This is a genomic window from Streptomyces sp. NPDC051907 (assembly GCF_040681075.1).
GTDB lineage: Bacteria > Actinomycetota > Actinomycetes > Streptomycetales > Streptomycetaceae > Streptomyces.
The window spans coordinates 1-24,457 of record NZ_JBFAYB010000092.1 but is presented as its reverse complement, the minus strand read 5'-3'; the positions used below and the strand labels follow the sequence as shown (position 1 = coordinate 24,457).

The window sequence follows — 24,457 nt, the reverse complement described above, 5'->3', positions numbered from 1 at the left end:
GCCTCTCGGATCTGTGCGGGTGGTGAGGGGTGACGGGTGACCGGTGCTCAGGCGGCGGCCTGGATCAGCGATGTGGGTCGCATGTCCGTCCAGGCGCCCTCGATGTAGTCCAGGGCGGCTTCGCGTCCGCCGGCCGGCAGGACCGTGGTCCAGCCGTCGGGGACGGCGGCGAACTCGGGCCAGACGCAGTGCTGTCCCTCGTCGTTGACCAGGACCAGGAAAGTGCCGTTCTCGTCGTCGAACGGGTTGTTCTTCATGCTGCGTCCTCCGTGAATTCTGCGGCGTCTGCGCCGATGCCTGAAAGGTGAGCGGCGATGATGCGTCCGATCGCCCCCTGCGGTTCGGGGCGCATCATTCCGTCGTGGTCCGACTCGATGCTGTGGTGGGAGATGCGGCCGCCGATATGCGGGGCCCATTCCTTGATGGTCGGGGAGTTCTCGTCGAGGCCGAGGGCCGCGGAGACGAACAGGACGTCCCCGCTGAAGCGGTCCGGGACGAACTCGCCGGAGAGGACGGCGTGGTTGCGCACGATCCGCAGCAGCCGGCCCAGCTGCTCCTCGTCGAGGCCCGCGAGCGGATTGGCGTCCCGCCTGAAGAGCTCCAGCACCTCGGCCAGTTCGGGCGCGCGGCCGGCGAAGCGCTCCGCGTCGTAGCCGCTGTACTCCAGCATCTTCAGGAGCAGCGCGGCGTCGTCCGGGATGCCTCCGGGCTCGGGGACCGGGTAGCTGTCGAGGTTCGCGAGGAAGGCGACGCGGTGGCCGAGCTCTTCCAGTCGCGTGGCGACCGCGTGGGCGAGAAGTCCGCCGAACGACCATCCGAGAATATGGTAAGGCCCCTTCGGCTGAATTTCCAGAATTCTGCCGACATATTCCCGGGCCATTTCCGCTATGGATGACGGAAGAGGAGCTTCCGCGATAATTCCGGACGTCTGGAACCCATAGACGGGGAATTCCTTGGAAAGGTGCTCGGCGAGCCCCAGATAGGGCCAGCTGAGACCGACGCCGCCGTGCATGAAGAACAGCGGCGCACGGCTCCCCGCGGTACGGATGGGCAGCGTCGTGTCGAACGCCTCGGCGAGCAGGGCGGGTCGCCGCGCCGCGCCCGGACTCGAGGCGGACAGCTCCTCGGCCCGCACGGCAAGGCTCCGCAGCGCCCGGAACCAGCTCTCGGCCAGCGCCTGGGCGGCCTCCGCGCCCAGCACCCCGCTCGCCCACGTCCAGTTGGCGACGAGCTCGGGCCCGCCTGGGCCGTCCTCCACGAGCGCGTCCAGCTCCAGGACGTGCCCGAGCGGCATGGCGTCGGCGGCCGGCGCGTACGCCTCCTGCGACTCGGGCGCGGCGGCCCACTGGCCGCCGTACGACTCCACCGCCCCGAAGCGGCCCAGGTAGTTGAAGCCGATCTGCGGGTTGACCGCGAGGGTGCGCTCGCCGGCGAGGTGGCGCAGGACGCCGTGGCCCAGGCCGTGCGAGGGGAGGGCGGCGAGCTGTTCGCGCACCTCCTTGACCGCCTGCTCCGGGCCGAGGCCCGCGGCCTGGAGCCGCACCGGGTGGGCGCCGGTGAACCAGCCGACCGTACGGGAGAGGTCGATGCCCGGGTGCAGCTGCTCGCGGCCGTGGGTCTCGACCTCGACCAGCGCGCCGGTCCCCCGCTCCTCCTCGACGGCGAGGGCGAGCGCGGCCAGCAGCAGATCGTTGATCTCCGCCTGGAAGGCGGCGGGGCCTCGGTCCAGGAGCGGGGCGGTGTGCTCGGCCGGCAGCGTCAGCCGCAGCTTGGCGGCGGTGGCGTACGTGTCGAGCACGGGGTCGAGCGACCGGCTGCCCAGCAGGGGCTCGCCGCCGCCCGTCAGTCCTTCCCACAGGGCGAGTTCGGCCGCGCGACGGCCCTCGGCGGCCTCGGCGCCCAGCAGCTGCGACCAGTGCCTGAACGACGTGCCGACCGGGTCGAGAGCCGTCTCGGGCGTCTCGTACGAGGAGAGCAGGTCCGGCAGCAGGATGCGCCAGGAGACGCCGTCCACCACGAGATGGTGCAGCATCAGCACCAGCCGGCCGGGCCGCGTGGGGCCGCGGTCGAGCCAGACCGCCTGCACGTTGACCGCGTCGCGCGGCGCGAGCCGGTCGCGGGCGGCCATCGACTGGGCCTCGACGGCGCGCCGCAGCAGCGACTCGTCCTCGTACGCCCGGTGCGAGGCGTCGATCCGGGTGAGCAGCGGCCCGGCGGGCACGGCGCCGGGGGCGCCGGTCTCCAACTGCCAGGTCTCCGGCCCCTGGCCGGACAGACGCAGCCGCAGGGCGTCGTGGTGGTCGATCACCCGCTGGAGCGCGGCGGCGAGGCGGTCGGGGTCGAGGCCGGCCGGGGTGGTCAGGACGACGGACTGGTTGAATCCGTCGACCGGGCCGCCCTCTTCGAGCATGCGCAGCATGATCGGGGTCGGCGCGAAGACGCCGATCCCGTCGTCCGTGCCGACGACCGGGACGGCCTCCGCCTCGCCGACGGCCGCGGCGAGCGCGACGACGGACTTGTGGGTGAAGACGTCGGCCGCGGTGACGGCCAGTCCGGCGCGACGGGCGCGGGCGACCACTTCGATGGAGCGGATGCTGTCGCCGCCGAGGTCGAAGAAGTCGTCGTCGATGGAGACCTCGGGCAGGCCGAGGACGGCGGCGAAGACGTCGCACAGGGCGCGTTCGGCGTCCGTGCGGGGCAGGCGGGCCGGTCCCGAGTAGGCGACGGCCGCCGGGCCGGGGGCCGGGAGGGCCTTGCGGTCGACCTTGCCGTTCGCGGTCAGCGGGAGCGCGTCCAGGGCGACGAGGGCGCTGGGGACCATGTAGTCCGGCAGCACCGCGGCCAGGGTGGTCCTGACCTCGTCCGTGCTGCCGACGACGTAGCCGACGAGCCGGCCGTCGTGCACGGCGGCGGCGGAGTCGAAGACCCCGACGACGGCGCGCAGCGCGGCCTCGACCTCGCCGAGCTCGATGCGGTGGCCGCGGATCTTGACCTGGTGGTCGACCCGCTCCAGGAACTCCAGCTGCCCGTCGGGGCGCTGGAGCACGCGGTCGCCCGTGCGGTACATCCGCGCGCCCTTCTCGGGTGCGTACGGGTCGGCGAGGAAGGTGACCCCCGTCTTGCGGGTGTCGTCGAGGTAGCCGCGGCCGACGCCGACGCCGCCGACGTACAGCTCGCCCGGCACCCCCGGGACCACCGGCTTGAGCAGCGAGTCCAGCACGTACAGCCGGGTGTTGCGCACCGGGTGGCCGATCGGCGCCCGCGCGCCCAGCTCGCTGCCCGCGCCGATGACCGCGTGCGTGACGTCGTCCGAGCACTCGGTGGGGCCGTACGCGTTGACCAGCGGGATGTGCGGAGCGATCTCCAGCCACTGGGCCGCCAGGTCTGCGGGCAGCGCCTCGCCGGTGACCATCAGCCAGGTCAGCGGCGCGAGTTCGGGCCGTACGAGACCGCCCTGCCAGGAGTCGACGGCCGCGCGCAGCAGCGACGGCACGACCTCCAGGACGGTGACGCCGTCCTGGGCGATCCGGCCGAACAGCTCCTGCGGGTCGGCTGCGGTCTCCCGCGAGACCACGATCAGCCGGCCGCCGACGACCAGCGGGGAGAGCATCTGCCAGACCGAGATGTCGAAGGTGACGGGCGCGTTGTGCACGACGACGTCCGAGGCGGCCAGGCTCAGGTCCTGGACCTTGGCGAGGAGGTGGTTGACCATCCCCCGCCGGTGGACCATCGCGCCCTTCGGCTTGCCCGTCGAGCCCGAGGTGAAGATGACGTACGCCAGGTCGTCCGGCGCTCCGGCGAGCGGGGCGAGCCCGTCCAGCGGGTCCTTCGCGCCGTCCCAGGAGACGACGGCCGGGGCCGCGCCTGCCTGGGCGAGGATCTCGCGGGCGAGCTCCTCCTGACCGGGGCCGATGTACAGGGCGTCGGCGCGGCTGTCGTCGAGCAGCGCGGCCGTGCGGGCCACGGGGGCCCGCAGGTCCAGCGGGACCCACGCGGCGCCCGCGCCCAGCACCCCCAGCACGCCCGCCACGAACGGCACGCCCGGCTCGCAGAGCACCGCGACCCGACGGTCGGGACCCGCCCCGGCCGCCTGCAGCCGACGCGTCAACGCCGAGCCCAGTGCGACCAGATCCTCGTACGAGACGTCCCCGTCCGGGTCCCGCACCGCGGTCTTGTGCGGCGCCTGGGCCGCATGCGCCCGCACCCGCTCGACGACGCCCTCGTACACGTCGTCGGCGGCGGTCGCCGACCAGCCGGCCTCGATCGCTCGGCGCTCGGCGGGCAGCAGCGCGTCGATCTCGCCGAGGCGCCGGTCCGGGTCGGCGACCAGCGCGCCCAGCAGGTGGGCGAGGCGGTCGGCGATGGACCGCGCGGTCGCCGGGCCGAACAGGTCGCTGCTGTACTCCAGGACGGCGTCGATCCCGTCCGGGGCGCCCTGAGCCGTGCGGCGCTCGAAGAGCTCGAAGGCGAGGTCGGCCTTGGCGGTGCCGGTGGCGATCAGCAGCGGCTCGGACTGGACGCCCGCCAGCCGCACGGCCGTCTCCGGCTGGTTGTGCAGGGTGAGCATCGTCTGGAACAGCGGGTGGCGCGCCAGCGAGCGGGTCGGCGCGAGGGCGTCGACGAGCGCCTCGAACGGCAGGTCCTGGTGCGCGTACGCCGCCAGGTCCGCGGCCCGCACCCGCTCCAGCAGCTCGCGGAAGGTCGGGTCGCCCGAGACGTCGGTGCGCAGGACCAGGGTGTTCACGAACAGGCCGACGAGGTCGTCCAGGACCGGGTCGGTGCGGCCCGCGACCGGCGTGCCGAGCGGGATGTCGTCCCCGCCGCCGAGCTTCGCGAGCAGGGCGGCCAGCGCGGCCTGGAGCACCATGAAGGTGCTCGCGCCGGACGAGCGCGCCAACGCCCCGACGGCGGCGTGCAGTTCGCCGTCGATCCGGAAGTCGACCGTGCCGCCCTGGTAGGACGGAGCGGCCGGCCGGGTGCGGTCGGCGGGCAGCTCGAGCTCCTCGGGCAGCCCGGCGAGCGCCTCGCGCCAGTAGGCCAGCTGGTCCTCGGAGACCGCGTCGAGCAGCTCGCGCTGCCAGAGGGTGTAGTCGGCGTACTGGACGGGCAGGGGCGCCCACGCCGGCGCGGCGCCCGCGAGCCGGGACTCGTACGCCGTGGCCAGGTCGCCGCCGAGCGGGCCGATGGACCAGCCGTCCGCGGCGATGTGGTGCACGACGAGCAGCAGCACGTGCTCGGTGTCGGAGGCCCGGAAGAGGTGGGCGCGCAGCGGGAGTTCGACGGCCAGGTCGAAGCCGCGGCGGGCGGCCTGCTCGACCGCGACCTCGGTCAGCTCGGTCGCCTCCAGGTCGATCCGCAGGTCGGCGACGTCCACGACCTCCTGCCGCGGCCTTCCCTCGGTGTCCGGGTAGCGGGTGCGCAGCGCCTCGTGGCGTACGACGACGTCTTGCACGGCCGCCCGCAGCGCGTCCGCGTCCAGCTCGCCGGTCAGCCGGACGGCGACCGGGATGTTGTACGCCGGGTTCTCGCCCTCCAACTGGCCCAGGAACCACAGGCGCTGCTGGGCGGGCGAGAGCGGCAGCACCTCGGGCCGCACGACCGGCGCCGGGGCGGTGCGCGCCTCGCCGGCGCCCTCCAGCCGGGCCGCGAGGGCCGCCGGGGTCGGGGACTCGAAGACCGCGCGCACGGGCAGGTCCGCGCCGAGCGCGGCCCTGATCCGGCCCACCAGTCGGGTGGCGAGCAGCGAGTGGCCGCCCAGCTCGAAGAACGAGTCCTCGGGTCCGGGGGCCGTGGACAGGCCCAGGACCTCGGCGAACGCCTCGCACAGCAGCTGCTCCTGCGGGGTGCGCGCGGCGCGGCCCGCGGTGCGCAGGGCCGGGTCGGGCGCGGGCAGCAGCTTGCGGTCGACCTTGCCGTTCGCGGTGAGCGGCAGCGCGTCCATCGCGACGTACAGCGCGGGGACCATGTGCGCGGGCAGCGACGCGCCGAGGTGGGCGCGCAGCGCGGCCGGGTCGGCGGTGCGGCCTTCGACCGCGACCGTGTACGCGACCAGCTGTGTGTCCGACGGGCGGTCCTCGCGGGCGAGGACGGTCGCCTGGGCGACGTCGGGGTGCGCGGCGAGCGCGGACTCGATCTCGCCGAGCTCGATCCGGAAGCCGCGGATCTTGACCTGGTGGTCGGCGCGGCCGATGTACTCGATCTGGCCGTCGGCGCCCCAGCGCACGACGTCGCCGGTGCGGTACATCCGGGCGCCGGCCGGGCCGTACGGGTCGGGCACGAAGCGGGTCGCGGTCAGCGAGGGCCGCCCGTGGTAGCCGCGGGCCACGCCGTCGCCCGCGATGTACAGCTCGCCGATCGCGCCCGCCGGGGCGGGGCGCAGGGCGTCGTCGAGCACGTACACCTGGGTGTTGGCGATGGGACGGCCGATGGGCGGCACGCCTCCTCGCTCGCCGTCCAGGGCGGCCGCGGTCGACCAGATGGTCGTCTCGGTCGGCCCGTAGACGTTGGTGACCTCGCGGGACGCGGCCCGCAGCGCGTCGGCGAGCGGCTCGCCGACGGCCTCGCCGCCGATCAGCACCCGCAGGGCGCTCAGGCTCTGCGGCTGCTCGGTGACCAGGGCGTGCCACAGGGTCGGGGTGGCCTGCATGACCGTGGCGTCGCTGCCGGTGATGAGCGCGGCGAGGGCTGCGGGGTCGCGGACGGTGTCGCGCTCGGCCAGGACGAGCTCCGCGCCGGTCAGCAGCGGAACGAAGATCTCCAGGTTGGAGATGTCGAAGCCGAAGGTGGTGACGGACAGGAACCGGTCCTCGGCGCCGATCCGGAATCGCTCGGCCATGTCGTGGACGAGGTTGACGAGGGCGCCCTGCGGGACGACGACGCCCTTGGGGCGGCCGGTCGACCCGGACGTGTAGATCGTGTACGCGGTGTCCAGCGGGTGCGGTGCGGGCGTCGCGACGGGCCCGGTGGGGTGGGCGGCGAGCGACTTTCTCGTGGTGTCGGCGTCGAGGGCGAGCCACGGCCGCTCGGCGACGGCGGGCAGCGCCTCGGCGACGCCCGCCGTGGTGAGGACGAGGACGGGGTCCGCGTCGTCGAGCATGTAGCCGATGCGGTCGGCGGGGTAGTCGGGGTCGAGGGGCAGATAGGCGGCGCCGGCCTTGACGACCGCGAGGGTCGACACGACGAGGTCGACCGAGCGCGGCAGCGCGATGGCGACGAGCGCGCCGGGGCCCGCGCCCCGGGCGACGAGCTCGTGGGCGAGGCGGTCGGCGCGGGCGTGCAGCTCGGCGTAGCTGAGCCGCTCGCCGCCGCAGCGCAGGGCGGGCGCGTCGCCGAGGTCCGGCCCCGCCGTCTGGGAGGCGGGGCTCGGGGCGGCGCCCTGGAGGCCCTCCGTGCCGGACGGCTGAGGCGCGCGCCCCGCGGACGCGTCCTCGCTCGCCGCACGGGCCGACGTCGCCGGGCCGGTGGAATCGGCGCCCGCGCTCGCGGGCCCGCGGAGCAGCCCCGCGAGCTGGTCGCGCAGCGGCGCCGTCGGGTACGAGCGCGCCGTGGCGTTGTACGCGCCGAGCAGCGTCTCCCGCTCGTCGACGCCGAGCAGGTCCAGCCGGCCCAGCGGCTGGTCCGCCGTGTCCGGCAGCATCTGGAGCAGGCGCAGGACCCGGCCCGCGACCGCCGCCGCCTCCTGCGCGCCCACCAGGTCCGGCGCGTAGTCCAGCCGCAGGGTGATCTTCTCGCCGGGCAGGACCAGCAGCGACAGCGGGTAGTGCGTGGCGTCGCGGCCGTCGACGCCGGTGACCGTGAGGCCGGGGACGGCGTCGCGCAGGGCGTCGGGGTCGAGCGGGTAGTTCTCGAAGATGAGGACCGTGTCGAAGAGCTCGCCGTGGCCCGCGTCCTGCTGGATGCGGGACAGGCCCAGGTGCTGATGGGGCAGCAGCTCGGTGTGCTGGGCCTGGGCCGTGGCGACGACGTCGGCCAGCGTCCGGGCCGCCGGCGCCTGGAGGCGGACCGGCAGGGTGTTGATGAAGAGGCCGACCATCGACTCGACGCCGGGCAGCTCCGGCGGCCGGCCGGAGGTCGTGGTGCCGAAGACGATGTCGTCGCGGCCGGTCAGCGCGGTCAGGACGACCGCCCAGACGCCCTGGAGCACGCTGGAGAGCGTGACTCCGCGCTCGCGGGCCCACGTTGTGAGGCGAGCGGTCGCCTCCTCGTCGAGCTCGGCCAGGCACCGTTCGGGCAGGACGGGCGCGCGGCCGGGCGGGGCCGGGACGAGCCGGGTGGGCTCCTCCAGTCCGGCGAGCAGCCGCTGCCACGCGCCGGCCGCGGCCTGCTGGTCCTGGCGGGCGAGCCAGGACAGATACGTCTTGTACGTTGTGACCGCGGGCAGCCCGGAGGCGTCGCCGCCGGCCGCGTACGCCGCGAACAGCTCCTGGAGCAGGATCGGCATCGACCAGCCGTCCAGCAGGATGTGGTGGCAGGTGACGAGCAGCCGGCAGCTGTCGGGGCCGGTGCCGATGACGGTGAACCGGATCAGCGGCGGACGGCCGACGTCGAAGGGCTCGGACCGGTCGCGGTCGGTGAGCTCGTCGAGGTCGCCTGCGGCCTCCAGCTCCCGCCACGGCACCGGGACTTCGCGCGGGACGAGCTGGACGGGCTGCCCGTTCTTGCGGTAGCGGAAGCCGGAGCGGAGGTTGGCGTGGCGGCGCAGCAGGCCCGCCGCGGCGGCCTTGAGCGCGGCCCGGTCGAGGGGCCCTTCGAGGTCGAGGACGAGCTGTACGGAGTACACGTCCAGCTGCTGCCGGTCGTAGACGGCGTGGAAGAGCAGGCCTTCCTGGAGCGGCGTCAGCGGCAGCACGTCGCTGAGGCCGCCGGACTTCGTCGGTGTTCTCTTCGTACCGCTCACTGCTCTGTCCCCCACTCGTCTGCGAACTCGTTCTCGAACTCGTCGATCTCGTCCTGGTCCAGGCCCTCGACCAGCGACAGGTCCGAGGGCGTGAAGCCCCCGGCGTCCGGCCGGGCCGCGTGGTCGACCAGCACCTGAAGCGCGCGGAACCAGCCGCGGGCGACGGCCTCCGCGTCCGCGTCGGCCACGGCGAGCCCCGCCCACGCCCACTCGGCGACCAGGCGCGAGCCGCCGGGCCGGTCCTCGGTGCGGGCGTTGACGCCCAGCGCGTGCGGCAGCGGCATGCCCGGGTCCATGCCGGCCGCCACGTCCAGCGACTCGGCGGCGAGCTGCCAGTCGGCGGCCTCCGGGAGCGCCATCCGGCCCAGGTAGTTGAAGCCGAGCTGCGGCGCGGCGTGCCGGCGCAGCTGCTCGCGGCTCTGCGGGTGCAGACGGCGCAGCAGGCCGTGGCCCATCCCGTGGTCGGGCAGCCGCCGCAGCTGCTCCTTGATCTCCTTGAGCGTCTGGCCGACGGCCGGTCCGCCGGCGTGGATCTCGTCCCAGTCGGGCAGCCCCACGTCGAGGCGGACCGGGTGGGTGCTGGTGAACCAGCCGACCGTGCGGGAGACGTCCGTGCCGGGCACGATCTCCTCGCGGCCGTGGCCCTCCAGCTCGATCAGCACGTCCTGCGGCTCGTTGCGCTTCCGGTGCCAGTCGGCGACGGAGAGCGCGAGCGCGGTGAGCAGCACGTCGTTGATCTCGGCGTGGAAGACCGCCGGGACCTCGGTGAGCAGTGCGGCCGTGTGCTCGGCGGACAGCTCCAGGCGGAGCCGGTGCGCGGTGGCCGCGGTGTCGAGGGCCGGGTCGAGCGGCCGCCTGCCGATCGGGGCGTCGCCGCCCGCCAGCACCTCTTCCCACAGGGGAAGTTCGGCCGTGCGGCGGCCGGCCTCCTGGTGGAGCAGCCGCGCCCACTGGCGGAACGAGGTCCCGACCGGGGCGAGCGGCGCGTCGGGCCGCTCGTACGCCTGCGCCAGGTCCGGCAGCAGGATGCGCCAGGAGACGCCGTCCACGACCAGGTGGTGCAGGGTCAGCAGCAGCCGCCCCGCGCGTCCCGGGCCGGCGTCGATCCACACGGCGCGCAGCACGGCGCCCTCGGCCGGGGCCAGCTCGCGCCAGGTCCGGTCGGCGGCCTGGCGTACCAGGGCGGGCAGTTGGGCGTCGGCGACCTCGGCCGCGTCGACCCGGCGCAGCACGTCCTCGGCCCGTACGGCGCCGGCCTCGAGGATCTCGTCGCCGGACAGCCGCAGCACGTCGTGGTGGTCGAGGACCGCCTGGAGCGCGGCGGCGATCTTGCCGTGCGTGGCGTCCTGCGGGGTCTGTACGACCGCCGCCTGATGGAAGCCGTCGACCGGTCCCGCGATCTCGTCGAGCCAGCTGGTGATCGGGGTGGGCAGCAGCGCTCCCGTGCCCTCGCCCGCGCCGACGGTCTCGACCTGTCCGGCGGCGCGGGCCGCCAGCGCGAGACCCTGCGGGGTGCGGTGCACGAAGACGTCCTGCGCGGTGATCGCGAGGCCGGCCGCGCGGGCCGTGCTGACCAGCTGGATGGAGCTGATGCTGTCGCCGCCGAGGTCGAAGAAGCTGTCGTCGGCGCCGACGGCGTCCAGACCGAGCACGTCGGCGTACGCCTGGCAGAGCGCGGCCTCCCGCTCGTTCGCGGGCGCGCGGCCGGAGGTGGCCTGCGTGTAGTCGGGCGCCGGCAGGGCACGGCGGTCCAGCTTGCCGTTGCCGGTGAGCGGCAGCTCGTCCAGCAGGACGACGGCGGCGGGGACCATGTGCTCGGGCAGCGCCGCCGCGAGGTGCGTGCGCAGCTCCCGGGCGTCGCCGTCGCCGGACGCCGGCACGGCGTAGGCGACGAGCCGCTTGTCGCCGGGCCGCTCCTCGCGGACGATCACCGCGGCCTGCGCGATGTCGTCGCGGGCCAGCAGCACGCCCTCGATCTCGCCGAGCTCGATGCGGAAGCCGCGCAGCTTCACCTGGTCGTCGACGCGGCCGACGTAGTCGAGGCTGCCGTCGGCGTTCCAGCGCACGAGGTCGCCGGAGCGGTACATCCGCCCGCCCGGCTCGGCGGCGAACGGGTCCGCGACGAAGCGTCCGGCGGTCAGCGAGGGCCTGCGGAGGTAGCCGCGGGCCAGCTGGGCGCCGCCGATGTACAGCTCGCCGGTGACGCCGGGCGGCACCGGGCGCAGCCGGGAGTCGAGCACGTACAGCCGGGTGTTGTGGAGCGGGAAGCCGATGGGCGGCTTGACCGCGCCGGACAGCGGCAGGCTGATGCTGGAGCAGACGGTAGCCTCGGTCGGGCCGTACGCGTTGAGCATCACGCGCCCGCGCGACCAGCGTTCGACCAGCTCGGGCGGGCAGGCCTCGCCGGCGACGACCAGCTGCATGCCCTCGGGCATCGGCCGGTCCGCCGGCCAGGCGGACAGGACGGTCGGCGGCAGGCAGACCATGTTGACGTCGCTGCGGGCGACCAGGTCGGCGAGCGGCTCGCCGGGTCCGCGGTCCTCCGCCGTCGACAGGACCATGGTCGCCCCGGACAGCAGTCCGATGGAGAGCTCCCAGGTCGCCGCGTCGAAGCTGTACGAGGCGAACTGGAGCCAGCGGGTGTCGGGGCCGATGCCCATCTTCGGGCCCTGGTCGGCGACCATCACGGCGACCGTGCGGTGCTCGACGACGACGCCCTTGGGGCGGCCGGTGGAGCCCGAGGTGTAGATGACGTACGCCGGGTGCAGCGGGGTCAGGGCCGAGGAGCGGTCGGCGTCGGCCGGGGCGCGCTCGGGGCGCGCGGCCACCGACGTGCGCACGCTCTGCTCGTCCAGCAGCAGCCGGTCCACGGTCGAGTCGCCGAGGCCGGCGGACTCGGCGGCCATGGTGAGCGCGAGCGCCGGCCGGGAGTCGTCGAGCATGTAGGCGATGCGGTCCAGCGGGTAGGCCGCGTCGATCGGGAGGTAGGCCGCGCCGGCCTTCAGCACGGCGAGCAGCGCGATCACCATGTCGGGCGAGCGGGGCAGCAGCAGGGCGACCAGGTCGCCGGGGCCGGTCCCGCGGGCGATCAGCTCGTGGGCGAGCTGGTTGGCGCGGGCGTCCAGCTCGGCGTACGTCAGGGTGACGTCGCCGAAGACGAGCGCCGGGTGCGCGGGCTGCTGGGCCGCCTTGGCCGCGTACAGCTCGTGCACGGCGGCGACGTCGACGTGCTGGGTGGGTCCCGCCCACTCGCCCAGGATGCGGGCGGACTCGGCGGGCAGCAGCGCGTCGGTCTGCCCCAGGCGGCGGTCGGGGTCGCCGGCCAGCGCGCCGAGCAGATGGGTCAGCCGGTCGGCGATGGACTGCGCGGTCTCGGCCGTGAACAGGTCGGTGCTGTACTCGAGTACGGCGTCGATGCCGTCGGGCGACCCGTCGGCGGTGTGCCGCTCGGTCAGCTCGAAGGCGAGGTCCAGCTTGGCGGCGCCGGTGCGGACCGGGGTCACGTCCAGCTCCAGGCCGGGCAGGGCCAGCTCGGCCGACGCGTTGTTCTGGAACGCCAGCATGGTCTGGAACAGCGGCTGCCGCGCCAGGGAGCGGCTGGGGGCGAGCGCCTCGACCAGCGCCTCGAAGGGCAGGTCCTGGTGTGCGTAGGCGGCCAGGTCGGCGCCGCGCACCCGGTCGACGAGCTCCCGGAAGGTCGGGTCGCCGGACAGGTCGGCGCGCAGGACCAGGGTGTTGACGAAGAAGCCGACCAGCTCGTCGAGCGCGGAGTCGGTGCGGCCCGCCACAGGCGTGCCGAGCGGGATGTCGGTGCCGCCGCCCAGCTTGGAGAGCAGGGTCGCCAGCGCCGCCTGGACCACCATGAAGGTGCTCGCGCCCTGCTGGCGCGCCAGCTGGGCGGCTGCCGTGTGCGCGGGGCCGTCGATGCGGAACTCGACGGTCGCGCCCAGGTGGGTGGAGACCGCGGGGCGCGGGTGGTCGGTCGGCAGCTCCAGCTCCTCGGGAAGCCCGGCGAGGGCCTCCTTCCAGTAGGCGAGCTGGGTGTCGGAGACCGCGTCGAGCAGCTCGCGCTGCCAGAGCGTGTAGTCGGGGTACTGGACGGGCAGCGGCGCCCACGCGGGGGCCGCGCCCTCCCGCCGCAGGGCGTACGCCTCGGCGAGGTCGCGGGCGAGCGGGCCGATCGACCAGCCGTCCGACGCGATGTGGTGCAGGACGAGCAGCAGGACGTGCTCGGTGGGCGCGAGCGAGAACAGCTCGGCGCGCAGCGGCAGTTCGGACGCGAGGTCGAAGCGGCGGACCGCGGCGGCGGTCAGGGCCGCGGGCAGCGCGTCCTCGGCGATCGCGGTGACGGGCAGGGCGATGCGCGCCTCGTCGGCGGGGATCACCTGCTGGCGGGGCCGGCCTCCGGTGTCGGGGAAGACGGTCCGCAGGGACTCGTGCCGGGCGACGACGTCGCCGAGCGCCTGGCCGAGCGCGTCCGCGTCCAGGGCTCCCGTCAGCCGTACGGCGAAGGGGAGGTGGTAGGTCGCGGAGCCGTTCTCCAGCTGGTCCAGGAACCACAGGCGCTGCTGGGCCGGGGAGAGCGGCAGCTCTTCGGGGCGTACGGCGGCGGCGGTGAGCGCGGGGCGCACGGCCGTCGTCGCCGGGTCGGCGTCGTCGAGCCAGTCGGCGAGCTCGGCCACGGTGCGGGCCTGGAAGAAGGTGCGGATGGCGAGTTCGGCGCCGAGCCGCGCGCGGATGCGGGCGGCGACCTTGGTGGCGAGCAGCGAGTGCCCGCCGAGGTCGAAGAAGTCGTCGTCGATGCCGACGGCGGGCAGGCCGAGGACTTCGGCGAAGATCTCGCACAGCGCCTGCTCGCGCGGGGTGCGCGGAGCGCGCAGGTCGGCGGAGACGGCCGCCGGGTCGGGGGCCGCCAGGGCCTTGCGGTCGACCTTGCCGTTCGCGGTCAGCGGGAGCGCGTCGAGGGCGACGAGGGCGCTGGGGACCATGTAGTCCGGCAGCACCGCCGAGAGCGCGGACTTGACGTTCTCGGTGCTGCCGACGACGTAGCCGACGAGCCGGCCGTCGTGCACGGCGGCGGCGGAGTCGAAGACCCCGTCCACCTCGCGCAGCGCGGCCTCGACCTCGCCGAGCTCGATGCGGTGGCCGCGGATCTTGACCTGGTGGTCGACCCGCTCCAGGAACTCCAGCTGTCCGTCCGGACGCTGGACCACGCGGTCGCCGGTCCGGTACATCCGCGCGCCCGGGAGCTGCGCGTACGGGTCGGCGAGGAAGGTGACCCCTGTCTTGCGGGTGTCGTCGAGGTAGCCGCGGCCGACGCCGACGCCGCCCACGTACAGCTCGCCGGGCACCCCCGGCACGACCGGCCTGAGCACCGAGTCGAGCACGTACAGCCGGGTGTTGCGCACCGGGTGGCCGATCGGCGCCCGCGCGCCCAGTTCGCTGCCCGCGCCGATCATCGCGTGCGTGACGTCGTCCGAGCACTCGGTGGGGCCGTACGCGTTGACCAGCGGGATGCCGGGCTCCAGCTCGACCCAGGTCCGGGCCAGGTCGGCCGGCAGGGCCTCGCCGGTGACCATCAGCGCGCGCAGCGGCGCGAGCGACGGCTGAGGCGTGCCCGCCTGCCAGGAGTCGACGGCCGCGCGCAGCAGCGACGGCACGACCTCCAGCACGGTGACGCCGTCGGCGAGCACCCGCCCGAACAGCTCCTGCGGGTCGGACGCGGTCTCCCGCGAGACCACGATCAGCCGGCCGCCGACGACCAGCGGCGAGAGCATCTGCCAGACCGAGATGTCGAAGGTGACGGGCGCGTTGTGCACCACCACGTCAGCCGCCGACATGCCCAGGTCCTGGACCTTGGCGAGGAGGTGGTTGACCATCCCCCGCCGGTGGACCATCGCGCCCTTCGGCTTCCCCGTCGAGCCCGACGTGAAGATGACGTACGCGAGGTCGTCGTCGGCGCCGGCGGGCTCTGCCAGGGCCGCCGCGGCGTCGCGCGCCCCGTCCCAGGCCACCACCGTCGGCTGGGCGCTCGCCCGGGCGGTGATCTCCTCGACCAGGGCCTCCTGCCCCGGTCCCGCGTAGAGCACGTCGGCGCCGCTGTCGTCGAGCAGCGCGGCCGTACGCGCCACGGGGGCGCGCAGGTCCAGCGGGACCCATGCGGCGCCCGCGCCCAGCACCCCCAGCACGCCCGCCACGAACGGCACGCCCGGCTCGCAGAGCACCGCGACCCGACGGTCGGGACCGGCGCCGGCAGCTTGGAGCCGACGCGTCAACGCCGAGCCCAGTGCGACCAGCTCCTCGTACGAGACGTCCCCGTCCGGGTCCTGCACCGCGGTCTTGTGCGGCGTCCGGGCAGCGTGCGCCCGCACCCGCTCGACCACGCCGACGGACTCCGCGCCGTCGAAGGCGGCGGTCGCGCTCCACTCCTCGCCGAGCACCCCCAGCTCGTGCGGGAGCAGCACGTCGAGCTGCCCGAGCAGCCCGTCCGGGCCCGCGTCCGCGATCTTCTCCAGCCAGCCGAACAGCCGGCGCTGGTGCAGGTCCAGCTCGTCCTCGGTGTAGAGGGCGGGGTTGGCGTCCAGGCGTACGGCGTAGCCGTCGCCGGCCGCGTCGAGATAGATGATCTGCATGTCGTCGACCGGGCCGGTCGAGAGGTTGTGCAGCCGTCCCGCGCACGCGCCGAAGGCGAAGTCGAAGCCGGACTCCAGGACGTTGACGGTCGGGCCGAGCGAGCGGCCCGCGTCGCCGGTGAAGCCGAGGTCGCGGCGGACCTGGTCGCCCCGGTAGTTCTGGTGCCGCAGGGTGGCGCGCAGCTCGCCGGCGCTCTCGCGCAGGAACTCGGCCACGCTCTGCCCCGGGCGGACCCGGACCGGGTGCGGCAGGAAGTTGGCGCGCATGCCGGGCACCAGACGGGCGGCGGCGGTCGCGCGGGCCGGCACGGCGAGGGTGAGCAGGGCGCTCTCGACGCCCGCGGCCCGCTGGACGTACGCGCCGGTGGCGGCGATGAGCAGCGTCTGCCAGGTGATCCGGGTGTCCCAGGCCAGCGCCCGCAGGCGCTCGACGGTCCGCGCGGGCAGCAGCGCCTCGCGGCGCAGCGACCGGCGGGCGGGGACCAGGGGCCGCGTGGAGAGGCTGACGGGCTCCGGCGTGGTCGCGAACCGGCTCTGCCAGAAGGCGCGTTCCTTGGCGTACTTCGCGGTCTCGGCGAAGGCGGCCTCGTCGTCGAGGAGCGTCCGCGGGTCGGGGAACGCCCCCTCCGCGGAGTCCGGGTCGGCGTACAGCGCGGCGAGCCGGTTGTAGATCAGGACGCGGCTGAACCCGTCGACCAGGATGTGGTTGACGCGGATGTAGAACACCGTGTGCTCCGGGCCGAGCCGCAGCAGCACCGAGCGCAGCGTCGGCACGGCGAGGTCCGGCGGGACCAGCAGGTCCTGGCGCATGAACTCCTCGGCGGCGCGACGCGGCCGGTCCTCGCCGGACAGGTCGACGCTCTCGACGGGGAGCTCCTCGAGCGGCGCGAAGGACTGGCGCGGCTCGCCGTCGTGCTCGGTGAAGCGGGCGCGGAGCGTGGCGGCCTCCCGCAGCACGCCCTGCCAGGCCGCGGTCAGGCGGGCGGCGTCGAGCGGGCCGTGCAGCTCGAGGAAGTCGCCCATGGTGAACACGGGGTTGCCCGGGTCCGCCTGCTGCCCGTACCACATCTCGCGCTGCGCGGCGGAGAGCGGCAGCTGCTGCGCGGGGTGACTGGGGGTCATGACTGCAGTGCTCCAGTAGAGAGATCGGTCAGTTCCTGGCCGTGGGCGTCCGCGGCGTCGCCGTCGAGGTCTCCGTACAGATCACGGACCCAGCTGGACTGGTAGACGGTGTCGAGGTAGCGCTCGCCGAGGTCGGGCGCGATGGCGACCGCGGTGACGTCCTTGCCGGGCCGGTGCTCGCCGAGCCAGCGCTGTGCGCCGCTGACGACCGTGCCGGTGGAGCCGCCGAAGAGGAATCCGCCGCGGGCGAGGGTGTGGCAGGCGCGCACGGTGTCGCCCTCGGGCACGTGCACGACGTCGTCGACGAACGACGTGTCGAGCAGGGCGGGGCGGACGCCGGTGCCCAGGCCGGGGATCATGCGGACGCCCGCGGGTCCGCCGAAGGTGACCGAGCCGACGCTGTCGACGGCGACGACGGTGACCGGGCGGGGCTGCTCCTTGAAGTAGCGGGCGCAGCCCATCAGGGTGCCGGTCGTGCCGGCGCCGATGAACAGCAGCTCCAGGTCCGGGAACTGCTTCTCGATCTGCGGGGCGGTGGTGCGGTAGTGGGCCCGCCAGTTGTCCGGGTTGGCGTGCTGGTTCAGCCAGACGTAGCGCGGGTCGGAGGCCAGCAGCCCCCGTACGTACTCCAGCCGGGCCGCGAGGAATCCCCCCTCCGCGGACGGCTCGGAGACCGTGTGGACCTCGCTGCCGAGCGACTCGATGACCTTGCGCGTGGCCAGGTTCGTCCGCGAGTCGACGACGCAGATGAAGCGGTAGCCCTTGGCCGCGGCGATGACGCTGAGCGCCACTCCCAGGTTTCCGGACGAGGACTCCACCAGGACCGAGTCCTGGGTGAGCGCACCGCTGCGCTCGGCCGCCTCGATCATGCTGGCGGCGGCTTTCAGCTTGATGGAACCCGCGAAATTGAATCCCTCGCATTTCAAGTGCAGCGGGATTCCGTACATTTCACGGAGATTGACGTACAGGTCTTCGGTGTTGAATTCCTGCGGCGCCGATATGACCGGCATGACTCCCCCAAATCGACCAGATCATCGCGCGGCCGACGTGCGATACACACGCAGGCTCAGCGGTACAAGAACTGCAATGAGAACGCTCAGCGTGATCAGCGAGACGATCACCGGGTGCTCCACGGGGTAACTCCCCGACGCGACGGGCTCGGTGTTCCCCCACAGCTGGCGGCAGGCCTCGGAGACCGCGCTGACCGGATTCCACTCGGCGACCGTGCGCAGCCATGCGGGCAGGCCGGAGAGCGGCATGAACGAGCTCGACAGGAACGAGAACAGGACCAGCAGCAGCGCCGCGATCCCGTTGATCGCCTCGAGGTTGCGCATCACCATGCCGAGCAGCGCGCCGACCCAGAGCATGGCGTAGGCGAAGGCCAGCAGCAGCGCGAATCCGGCGACGGTCTCCCCGAACGTGCCGTGGACGCGCCAGCCGACCAGCAGCCCGGTCAGGGCGACCACCAGGATGCTCATGGCGGCCGTGACGAGGTCCGCGAGCGTGTGCCCGACCAGGACGGTCGCGCGCCCCATGGGCAGCGAGCGGAACCGGTCGATCAGGCCCTTGCCCAGGTCGCCGGCGACTCCGATCGCGGTGATGCCGATGCAGGAGAGGCCGACCTGGGCGAAGACGCCGGCCATGATGTACTCGCGGTACTGGCCGCCGCTGTTCTTCACCTCGACGACCGTGGCGAAGAGATAGCCGAGGATCACCACCATGGCGACCGGCGTGAGCGCCACCCCGATGATCTTCTCCGGGGTGCGGCGCAGATGGCGCAGATGGCGGCCGGTGAGGGCCAGGACATCGCTGCCGTGAGTGAGCGCCGAGCTCATCGTGCGGCCTCCGCTTCCTTTTCCTTTGCGTACGGGTCCGTGGCTGCCTCTCCCGTGAGGTGGAAGAAGACGTCGTCGAGCGAGGGGCGGCGCAGCGCGAACTCCTCGACGCGGACGCCGGAGTATTCGAGCGCGGTGGCCGCCGAGGCCAGCGCCCCCATGCCGTCCGGCAGCCGTACGGAGACGGTGCGCTGGCGCTCGTCCAGCTCCGGCGGCTGGAGCGCGAGCGGCGCCAGCGCGGAGGCGGCCGAGGAGAGCGTCGCGGCCTCGCCGACGGAGACCTCCAGACGCTCGCCGCCCACCTTCCGCTTCAGCTCGTCGGAGGTGCCGTCGGCGATGACCTGACCGTGGTTGATGACCAGGATCCGGTCGGCGAGGAAGTCCGCCTCCTCGAGGTACTGGGTGGTCAGCAGCACGGTGACGCCGCTGTCGACCTGCTCCTGGACCATCCGCCACAGGGTGGCGCGGCTGGCCGGGTCGAGACCGGTGGTCGGCTCGTCGAGGAAGAGCACCTCGGGCGAGGCGATCAGACAGGTCGCGAGGTCGAGCCGGCGGCGCATGCCGCCGGAGTACTCCTTGGCGGGCCTGTCGGCCGCCTCCTCGAGATCGAACTGCGCCAGCAGCTCGGCGGCGCGCACCTGGGCGCCCTTGCGGCCGAGCCGCAGCAGCCGGCCCAGCAGGACGAGGTTCTCCCGGCCGGTGAGCAGCTCGTCGACGGCGGCGTACTGTCCGGCGAGGCCGATCCGGCGGCGGACCTCGCGCTGCTGCTTGACGATGTCGAAGCCGGCGACGCGGGCCGAGCCCGCGTCCGGCTCGAGCAGGGTGGCGAGCATTCTGACCGTGGTGGTCTTGCCGGCCCCGTTGGGCCCCAGCAGACCGAGCACGGTGCCCGCTCGGACCGACAGGTCCACGCCGCTGAGGGCACGGTGACTTCCGTACTGCTTCGTCAGACCTTCGGCCTCGATCGCGGTATTCACGCCTTCCCCCCTTCTTGGAATTCGTTGAGTCTTCCGACGGGAATTGAACGTAACTGGGGGGATGGCCGGAAGGAACGCGCGAAGGTTGTCCGAAGTCTGCCTGTGCAGGTTCCTGCAAAGGGCCGCTGGCAGGATGCTGCAACGGCACTGAACTGCCACTTCCGCAGCCGGAGTTGACCTTCTTATTTCTTTACGCTGATTCCCGTCGCACACCGCGGTCGATCACAACACCGTCGATCACCACACGACTGCGGATCACATGCGGATCACATGAAGTGAGACGTCCTCATCGGGAGAGGTAATGGCGAGTCAACGCAATCTGGCGGCTTCACTGGGAGGCTGGAGCGCCCGGCACCGCAAGACCGCGGTCTTCGGGTGGCTCTTCGCCGTCATCGCGCTCACGGTGCTGGGCGGCATGGCGGGACAGCAGAATCTCACGGAGGCCGACTACGGCACCGGCGAGTCGGGGCGCGCGGCCCGGATCCTGGTCGACGCGGACATCCGCACCCCCGCGCCCGAGATGGTCCTCGTCCACAGCGACGCGCTGACCGCCGACCAGCCGGAGTTCAAGAAGGCCGTGGCCGACGCGGTCGCCGCCGTCGACGGCACCGGTCTGGCCGAGCGGATCGGCGACCCGTACAAGACGGGCGCGGTCTCCAAGGACCAGCACGACGCGCTGATCCAGTTCGCCGTCAAGGGCGACCCGGACACCGCGGCCGACCGCGTCGAGCCGGTCCTCGACGCGATCGCCAAGACGGACGCGGCGCACCCGCAGGTCACGCTCGGCGAGTACGGCGCGGCCAGCGGCCTCAAGGGCATCAACGACTCCCTCGGCGAGGACTTCACCCGCGCCGAGTTCACCGCCGTGCCGGTGGCGCTCGGCATCCTGCTGGTCGTCTTCGGCGCGGTGCTCGCCGCGGTGCTGCCGCTGGTGCTGGCGATCACCGCCTGCGTGGCCGCGATGGGCCTGCTGGCCCTCTCCAGCCAGCTGGTGCCCGTCGACGCCATGACCAACTCGGTGATGCTGCTGATGGGTCTGGCCGTCGGCGTCGACTACTGCCTGTTCTACATCCGTCGTGAGCGCGAGGAGCGCGCGGCCGGCCGCGACAAGGCGACCGCGCTGCACATCGCCGCCGCGACCTCCGGACGCTCGGTGCTGATCTCCGGCCTCACCGTCGCCGTCGCCATGGCCGGCATGTTCTTCTCCGGCCTCACGGTCTTCGAGGGCTTCGCCATCGCCACCATCGAGGTCGTGCTGATCGCGGTCCTCGGCTCCATGACGGTGCTGCCCGCCGTGATGGCGATGCTCGGCGACAAGGTCGAGCTGGGCCGCATCCCCGGCTTCCGCAAGAAGGCGCGCGTCCGCCACGCCGACGAGCGTCCCGGCAGGCTGCTGGGCGCCGTGCTGAAGGTCCCGGCGCTCTTCGCGCTGCTGGGCATCGGCGCGCTGCTGGCGCTGGCCGCGCCCGCGCTCTCCATGAAGACCGAGAAGCTGGGCTTCGACCAGCTGCTGCCCGCCGACAACGCGATGGTGACGACCGCTCAGCGGATCGAGAAGGCCTTCCCGGGCGCGCCCGCCCCGGCCCAGATCGTCTACAAGGCGTCCGCCATCGCCTCGCCGGCCTCCACGCAGGCCATCGAGGAGTTCAAGAAGCAGGCGCTCGCCTCGAAGCAGGTGATGAACCCGATCGAGGTCACCGTCCACAAGGGCGAGAACATCGCGGTGATCAGCGCCCCGCTGGCCGGCGACGGCCGCAACGCCGTCTCGGTGAAGGCCCTGGAGACGCTGCGCGACGACATCATCCCGGCGACGCTGACGAAGGCCTCGGGCTCCGACGCCCCGGTCGGCGGCGACCTCGCCTTCTCGACCGACTACAACGACCAGCTCAAGTCGAGCATCGTGCCGGTCTTCGCCTTCGTCATGGGCATCAGCTTCCTGCTGATGCTGCTCTGCTTCCGCTCGGTCGTCGTCGCGATCACCGCGATCGTCCTCAACCTGCTGTCGGTGGCGGCCGCGTACGGCGTGATGACCGCGGTCTTCCAGAAGGGCTGGGGCGACGAGCTGGTCGGCACCACGGCGGTCGGCGCGATCGAGTCCTGGATGCCGCTGTTCGTCTTCGTGGTCCTGTTCGGCCTCTCGATGGACTACCACGTCTTCGTGGTCTCCCGGATCCGCGAGGCCCACGACCGCGGCGCGGACAACATCAAGGCCGTCGCGCACGGCATCCGCTCCACGGCGGGCGTCGTCACCAGCGCGGGCATGATCATGGTCGCCGTCTTCGCGGTCTTCGGGACCCTGTCCATGCAGGACTTCAAGCAGCTGGGCATCGGCCTCGCGGTCGCCGTCTTCCTGGACGCGACGCTCGTACGAGCGGTCCTGCTGCCGGCCGTCATGGCCCTGCTGGGCGAGTCCAACTGGTACCTGCCGCGCTGGCTGAAGTGGCTGCCGGAGCTCTCGCACGGCGAGGAGGCGGCGGCCGAGGCCCCCGAGCCGGGGCGCCAGCCCGCGGGCGCCCACCGCACCCCGCTCGTCAACCACTGACCTGCGGATTCCGAACTCTCCGAGCTCTTCGCACTCTCCGAACTCTCCGAACAAGGACTTCGACCATGTACGAGTTCAGCGTCATCGGCGGCAAGACGGCCCGGGAGATCATCGGGTCGTCCCGCCCCGAGATCGTCGACGTCGTGCGCGACACCTACCTCGCGCACCACGCGGGCGACTCGGTGAACCCCGACAGCTACTTCCTGCGCTTCCCCGAGAAGCCCGACGCCCGCATCATCGCGCTCCCCGCCCACCTGGGCGGCTCGGCGGACGTCTCCGGCATCAAGTGGATCAGCAGCTTCCCGGCCAACATCGAGCGGGGCATCCCGCGCGCGTCGGCCGCGCTGCTGCTCAACGACTACGAGACCGGCTACCCGTTCGCCTGCCTCGAGGCCTCCCAGATCAGCGCGGCCCGCACCGCGGCCTCCGCGGTGCTCGCCGCCGAGCAGCTCACCGGCGGCCGCACCGCCGGCAAGCTGACGGTGGTCGGCGCGGGCATCATCGCCCGCAACATCCTGGAGTTCTTCGCCTCCCGCGACTGGACGGTCTCCTCGGTCACGGTCCACGACAAGAGCGAGGAGTACGGCTCCGCCCTGGCGTCGTACGCCGCCGAGTCGCTGGGCTACCCGGCGGCCACGGAGTCCTCGCTGTCCGCCGCCCTGTCCGGGGCCGACGTGGTGGTCCTGGCGACGACGGCCGCGGAGCCGTACATCGTCGACCCGGACGCCTTCGCGCCCGGCCAGGTCGTGCTGAACATCTCGCTGCGGGACATCGGCCCGGAGCTGATCGACGGCGCGTACAACATCGTGGACGACGTCGACCACTGCCTGAAGGCGAACACCTCGCCGCACCTGGCGGAGCAGAAGTACGGCGGCCGCGACTTCATCACGGGCACGCTCGCCCAGGTGGTGAAGGGCGAGGTGTCGGTCGGCTCGGACAAGCCGGTGATCTTCTCGCCGTTCGGTCTGGGCGTGCTGGACCTGGCGGTCGGCCTCCATGTGTTCCGCACGGCGAAGGCCGCGGGCTCGGCCGTGGAGATCGAGGACTTCTTCGGCGAGACCAGCCGCTGGTAGCACCGGCGCCACTGACCGCGGCCCGCCTGGTATCCCCCGCCAGGCGGGCCGCGCTGCCGTCGAGGCGGGTGAGCGGGGCGGGTGAGCGGGGCGGGTGAGCGGGGTGGGTGAGCAGGGGCGCCCTGGTCACCCGGCTCGGCGACCTCGACCCCGCGCCGGCCGCGGGCCTGCGGGGGTGACGAGGGCAACACCCGGCCATTTCCTTCGACCCGATCGCGCATTTGATCCGCAGGCTCCCCGCGCCCCCGAGCGCACCTTTCGAAGGAATCTCGCCTCCCCCGCCAAGAGAAGCAACAAACCGGACATTCGCGCCATCACCCCGTGGGGCAAAACACGCAGCGATCAGCTTTACGCGCCCGTAAGCTCACGGACATGCAGGTGATCCAGTCCACGAAGCTCGCAAACGTCTGTTACGAAATCCGGGGCCCGGTCCTCGAGGAGGCGATGCGGCTCGAGGCGGCAGGTCATCGCATCCTCAAGCTCAACACCGGCAACCCCGCCGCCTTCGGCTTCGAGTGCCCGCCCGAGATCCTCGAGGACATGCTCCGCAACCTCGCCGGGGCGCACGGCTACGGCGACGCGAAGGGCCTGCTGTCCGCCCGCCGCGCGGTGATGCAGCACTACCAGACCAAGGGCATCCACCTGGACGTCGAGGACGTCTACCTCGGCAACGGCGTCTCCGAGCTGATCCAGATGTCGATGCAGGCGCTGCTCGACGACGGCGACGAGGTGCTCGTACCCGCCCCGGACTACCCGCTGTGGACCGCCTCCGTCTCGCTCGCCGGCGGAACCGCCGTGCACTACCGCTGCGACGAGCAGGCCGACTGGATGCCGGACCTCGCCGACATCGAGCGGAAGATCACCGATCGCACCAAGGCGATCGTGATCATCAACCCGAACAACCCCACCGGCGCGGTGTACGACGACGAGATGCTGCGCGGCCTCACCGAGATCGCCCGACGGCACAATCTGATCGTCTGCTCCGACGAGATCTACGACAAGATCCTCTACGACGGCGCCACGCACACCCCCACCGCCGCCCTCGCGCCCGACCTGATGGTCCTCACCTTCAACGGGCTCTCCAAGAACTACCGGGTCGCCGGCTACCGCTCCGGCTGGATGGCGGTCTGCGGCCCCAAGGCGCACGCCACCTCGTACATCGAGGGCCTGACCGTCCTCGCCAATATGCGCCTGTGCGCGAACATGCCCTCGCAGCACGCGGTCGCCACCGCGCTCGGCGGGCGGCAGTCCATCGAGGACCTGGTGCTGCCGGGCGGCAGGATCCTGGAGCAGCGGGACATCGCGTACGACCTGCTCACCCAGATCCCCGGCGTGACCTGCGTGAAGCCGAAGGGCGCGCTCTACCTCTTCCCGCGCCTG

The 24,457-nt window shown here is 73.1% G+C and carries 9 protein-coding genes; 3 read left to right on the top strand and 6 right to left on the bottom strand.

The window, feature by feature from the left end:
* Positions 1–47: 47 nt before the first annotated feature.
* The 6 genes from AB0M39_RS33235 to AB0M39_RS33210 are packed head-to-tail and all read right to left on the bottom strand — an operon-like array spanning position 48 to position 19,462.
* Positions 48–257 (bottom strand): MbtH family protein, encoded by a 210-nt coding sequence (locus tag AB0M39_RS33235; RefSeq protein ID WP_365370375.1) that lies wholly within the window; start codon positions 255–257, stop codon positions 48–50.
* Positions 254–8,896 (bottom strand): amino acid adenylation domain-containing protein, encoded by an 8,643-nt coding sequence (locus AB0M39_RS33230; RefSeq protein WP_365370373.1) that lies wholly within the window; start codon positions 8,894–8,896, stop codon positions 254–256. Before AB0M39_RS33230 ends, AB0M39_RS33235 begins: the two co-directional genes overlap by 4 nt.
* Entirely contained in the window at positions 8,893–16,650 is a 7,758-nt protein-coding gene (locus AB0M39_RS33225) for an amino acid adenylation domain-containing protein (protein WP_365370371.1), read from the bottom strand. Before AB0M39_RS33225 ends, AB0M39_RS33230 begins: the two co-directional genes overlap by 4 nt.
* Positions 16,647–17,660 (bottom strand): 2,3-diaminopropionate biosynthesis protein SbnA, encoded by a 1,014-nt coding sequence (gene sbnA, locus AB0M39_RS33220; protein WP_365370370.1) that lies wholly within the window; start codon positions 17,658–17,660, stop codon positions 16,647–16,649. The genes AB0M39_RS33225 and sbnA overlap by 4 nt, the downstream gene beginning before the upstream one ends.
* A gap of 21 nt (positions 17,661–17,681) precedes the next feature.
* Positions 17,682–18,485: an ABC transporter permease gene (locus AB0M39_RS33215; RefSeq protein WP_365370368.1), complete on the bottom strand. Its 804-nt coding sequence runs from the start codon at positions 18,483–18,485 to the stop codon at positions 17,682–17,684.
* On the bottom strand, positions 18,482–19,462 hold the full coding sequence (locus AB0M39_RS33210; RefSeq protein WP_365370366.1) for an ATP-binding cassette domain-containing protein: 981 nt from the start codon (positions 19,460–19,462) through the stop codon (positions 18,482–18,484). Before AB0M39_RS33210 ends, AB0M39_RS33215 begins: the two co-directional genes overlap by 4 nt.
* A 301-nt stretch (positions 19,463–19,763) precedes the next feature.
* On the opposite strand from AB0M39_RS33210, the gene AB0M39_RS33205 reads away from it, so the two are divergent.
* From AB0M39_RS33205 to AB0M39_RS33195, 3 genes are all read left to right on the top strand, one after another.
* A complete protein-coding gene (locus AB0M39_RS33205; protein ID WP_365370364.1) occupies positions 19,764–22,004 on the top strand; it encodes an MMPL family transporter in 2,241 nt (746 codons plus the stop codon).
* A gap of 65 nt (positions 22,005–22,069) precedes the next feature.
* The gene (gene sbnB / locus AB0M39_RS33200) at positions 22,070–23,077 is read left to right on the top strand and encodes a 2,3-diaminopropionate biosynthesis protein SbnB (RefSeq protein ID WP_365370362.1); all 1,008 of its coding nucleotides are present in this window, start codon (positions 22,070–22,072) and stop codon (positions 23,075–23,077) included.
* A 372-nt stretch (positions 23,078–23,449) separates the two neighbouring features.
* Positions 23,450–24,457 (top strand): pyridoxal phosphate-dependent aminotransferase (locus AB0M39_RS33195; RefSeq protein WP_365370360.1); only part of this gene is annotated, 1,008 nt, incomplete at its 3' end.

Excerpts from the sequence above, each read along its gene's own strand:
- sbnA (WP_365370370.1), bottom strand. The coding sequence starts at position 17,660 with ATGCCGGTCATATCGGCGCCGCAGGAATTCAACACCGAAGACCTGTAC.
- sbnB (WP_365370362.1), top strand. The coding sequence starts at position 22,070 with ATGTACGAGTTCAGCGTCATCGGCGGCAAGACGGCCCGGGAGATCATC.
- AB0M39_RS33205 (WP_365370364.1), top strand. The coding sequence starts at position 19,764 with ATGGCGAGTCAACGCAATCTGGCGGCTTCACTGGGAGGCTGGAGCGCC.
- AB0M39_RS33235 (WP_365370375.1), bottom strand. The coding sequence starts at position 257 with ATGAAGAACAACCCGTTCGACGACGAGAACGGCACTTTCCTGGTCCTG.
- AB0M39_RS33225 (WP_365370371.1), bottom strand. The coding sequence starts at position 16,650 with ATGACCCCCAGTCACCCCGCGCAGCAGCTGCCGCTCTCCGCCGCGCAG.
- AB0M39_RS33215 (WP_365370368.1), bottom strand. The coding sequence starts at position 18,485 with ATGAGCTCGGCGCTCACTCACGGCAGCGATGTCCTGGCCCTCACCGGC.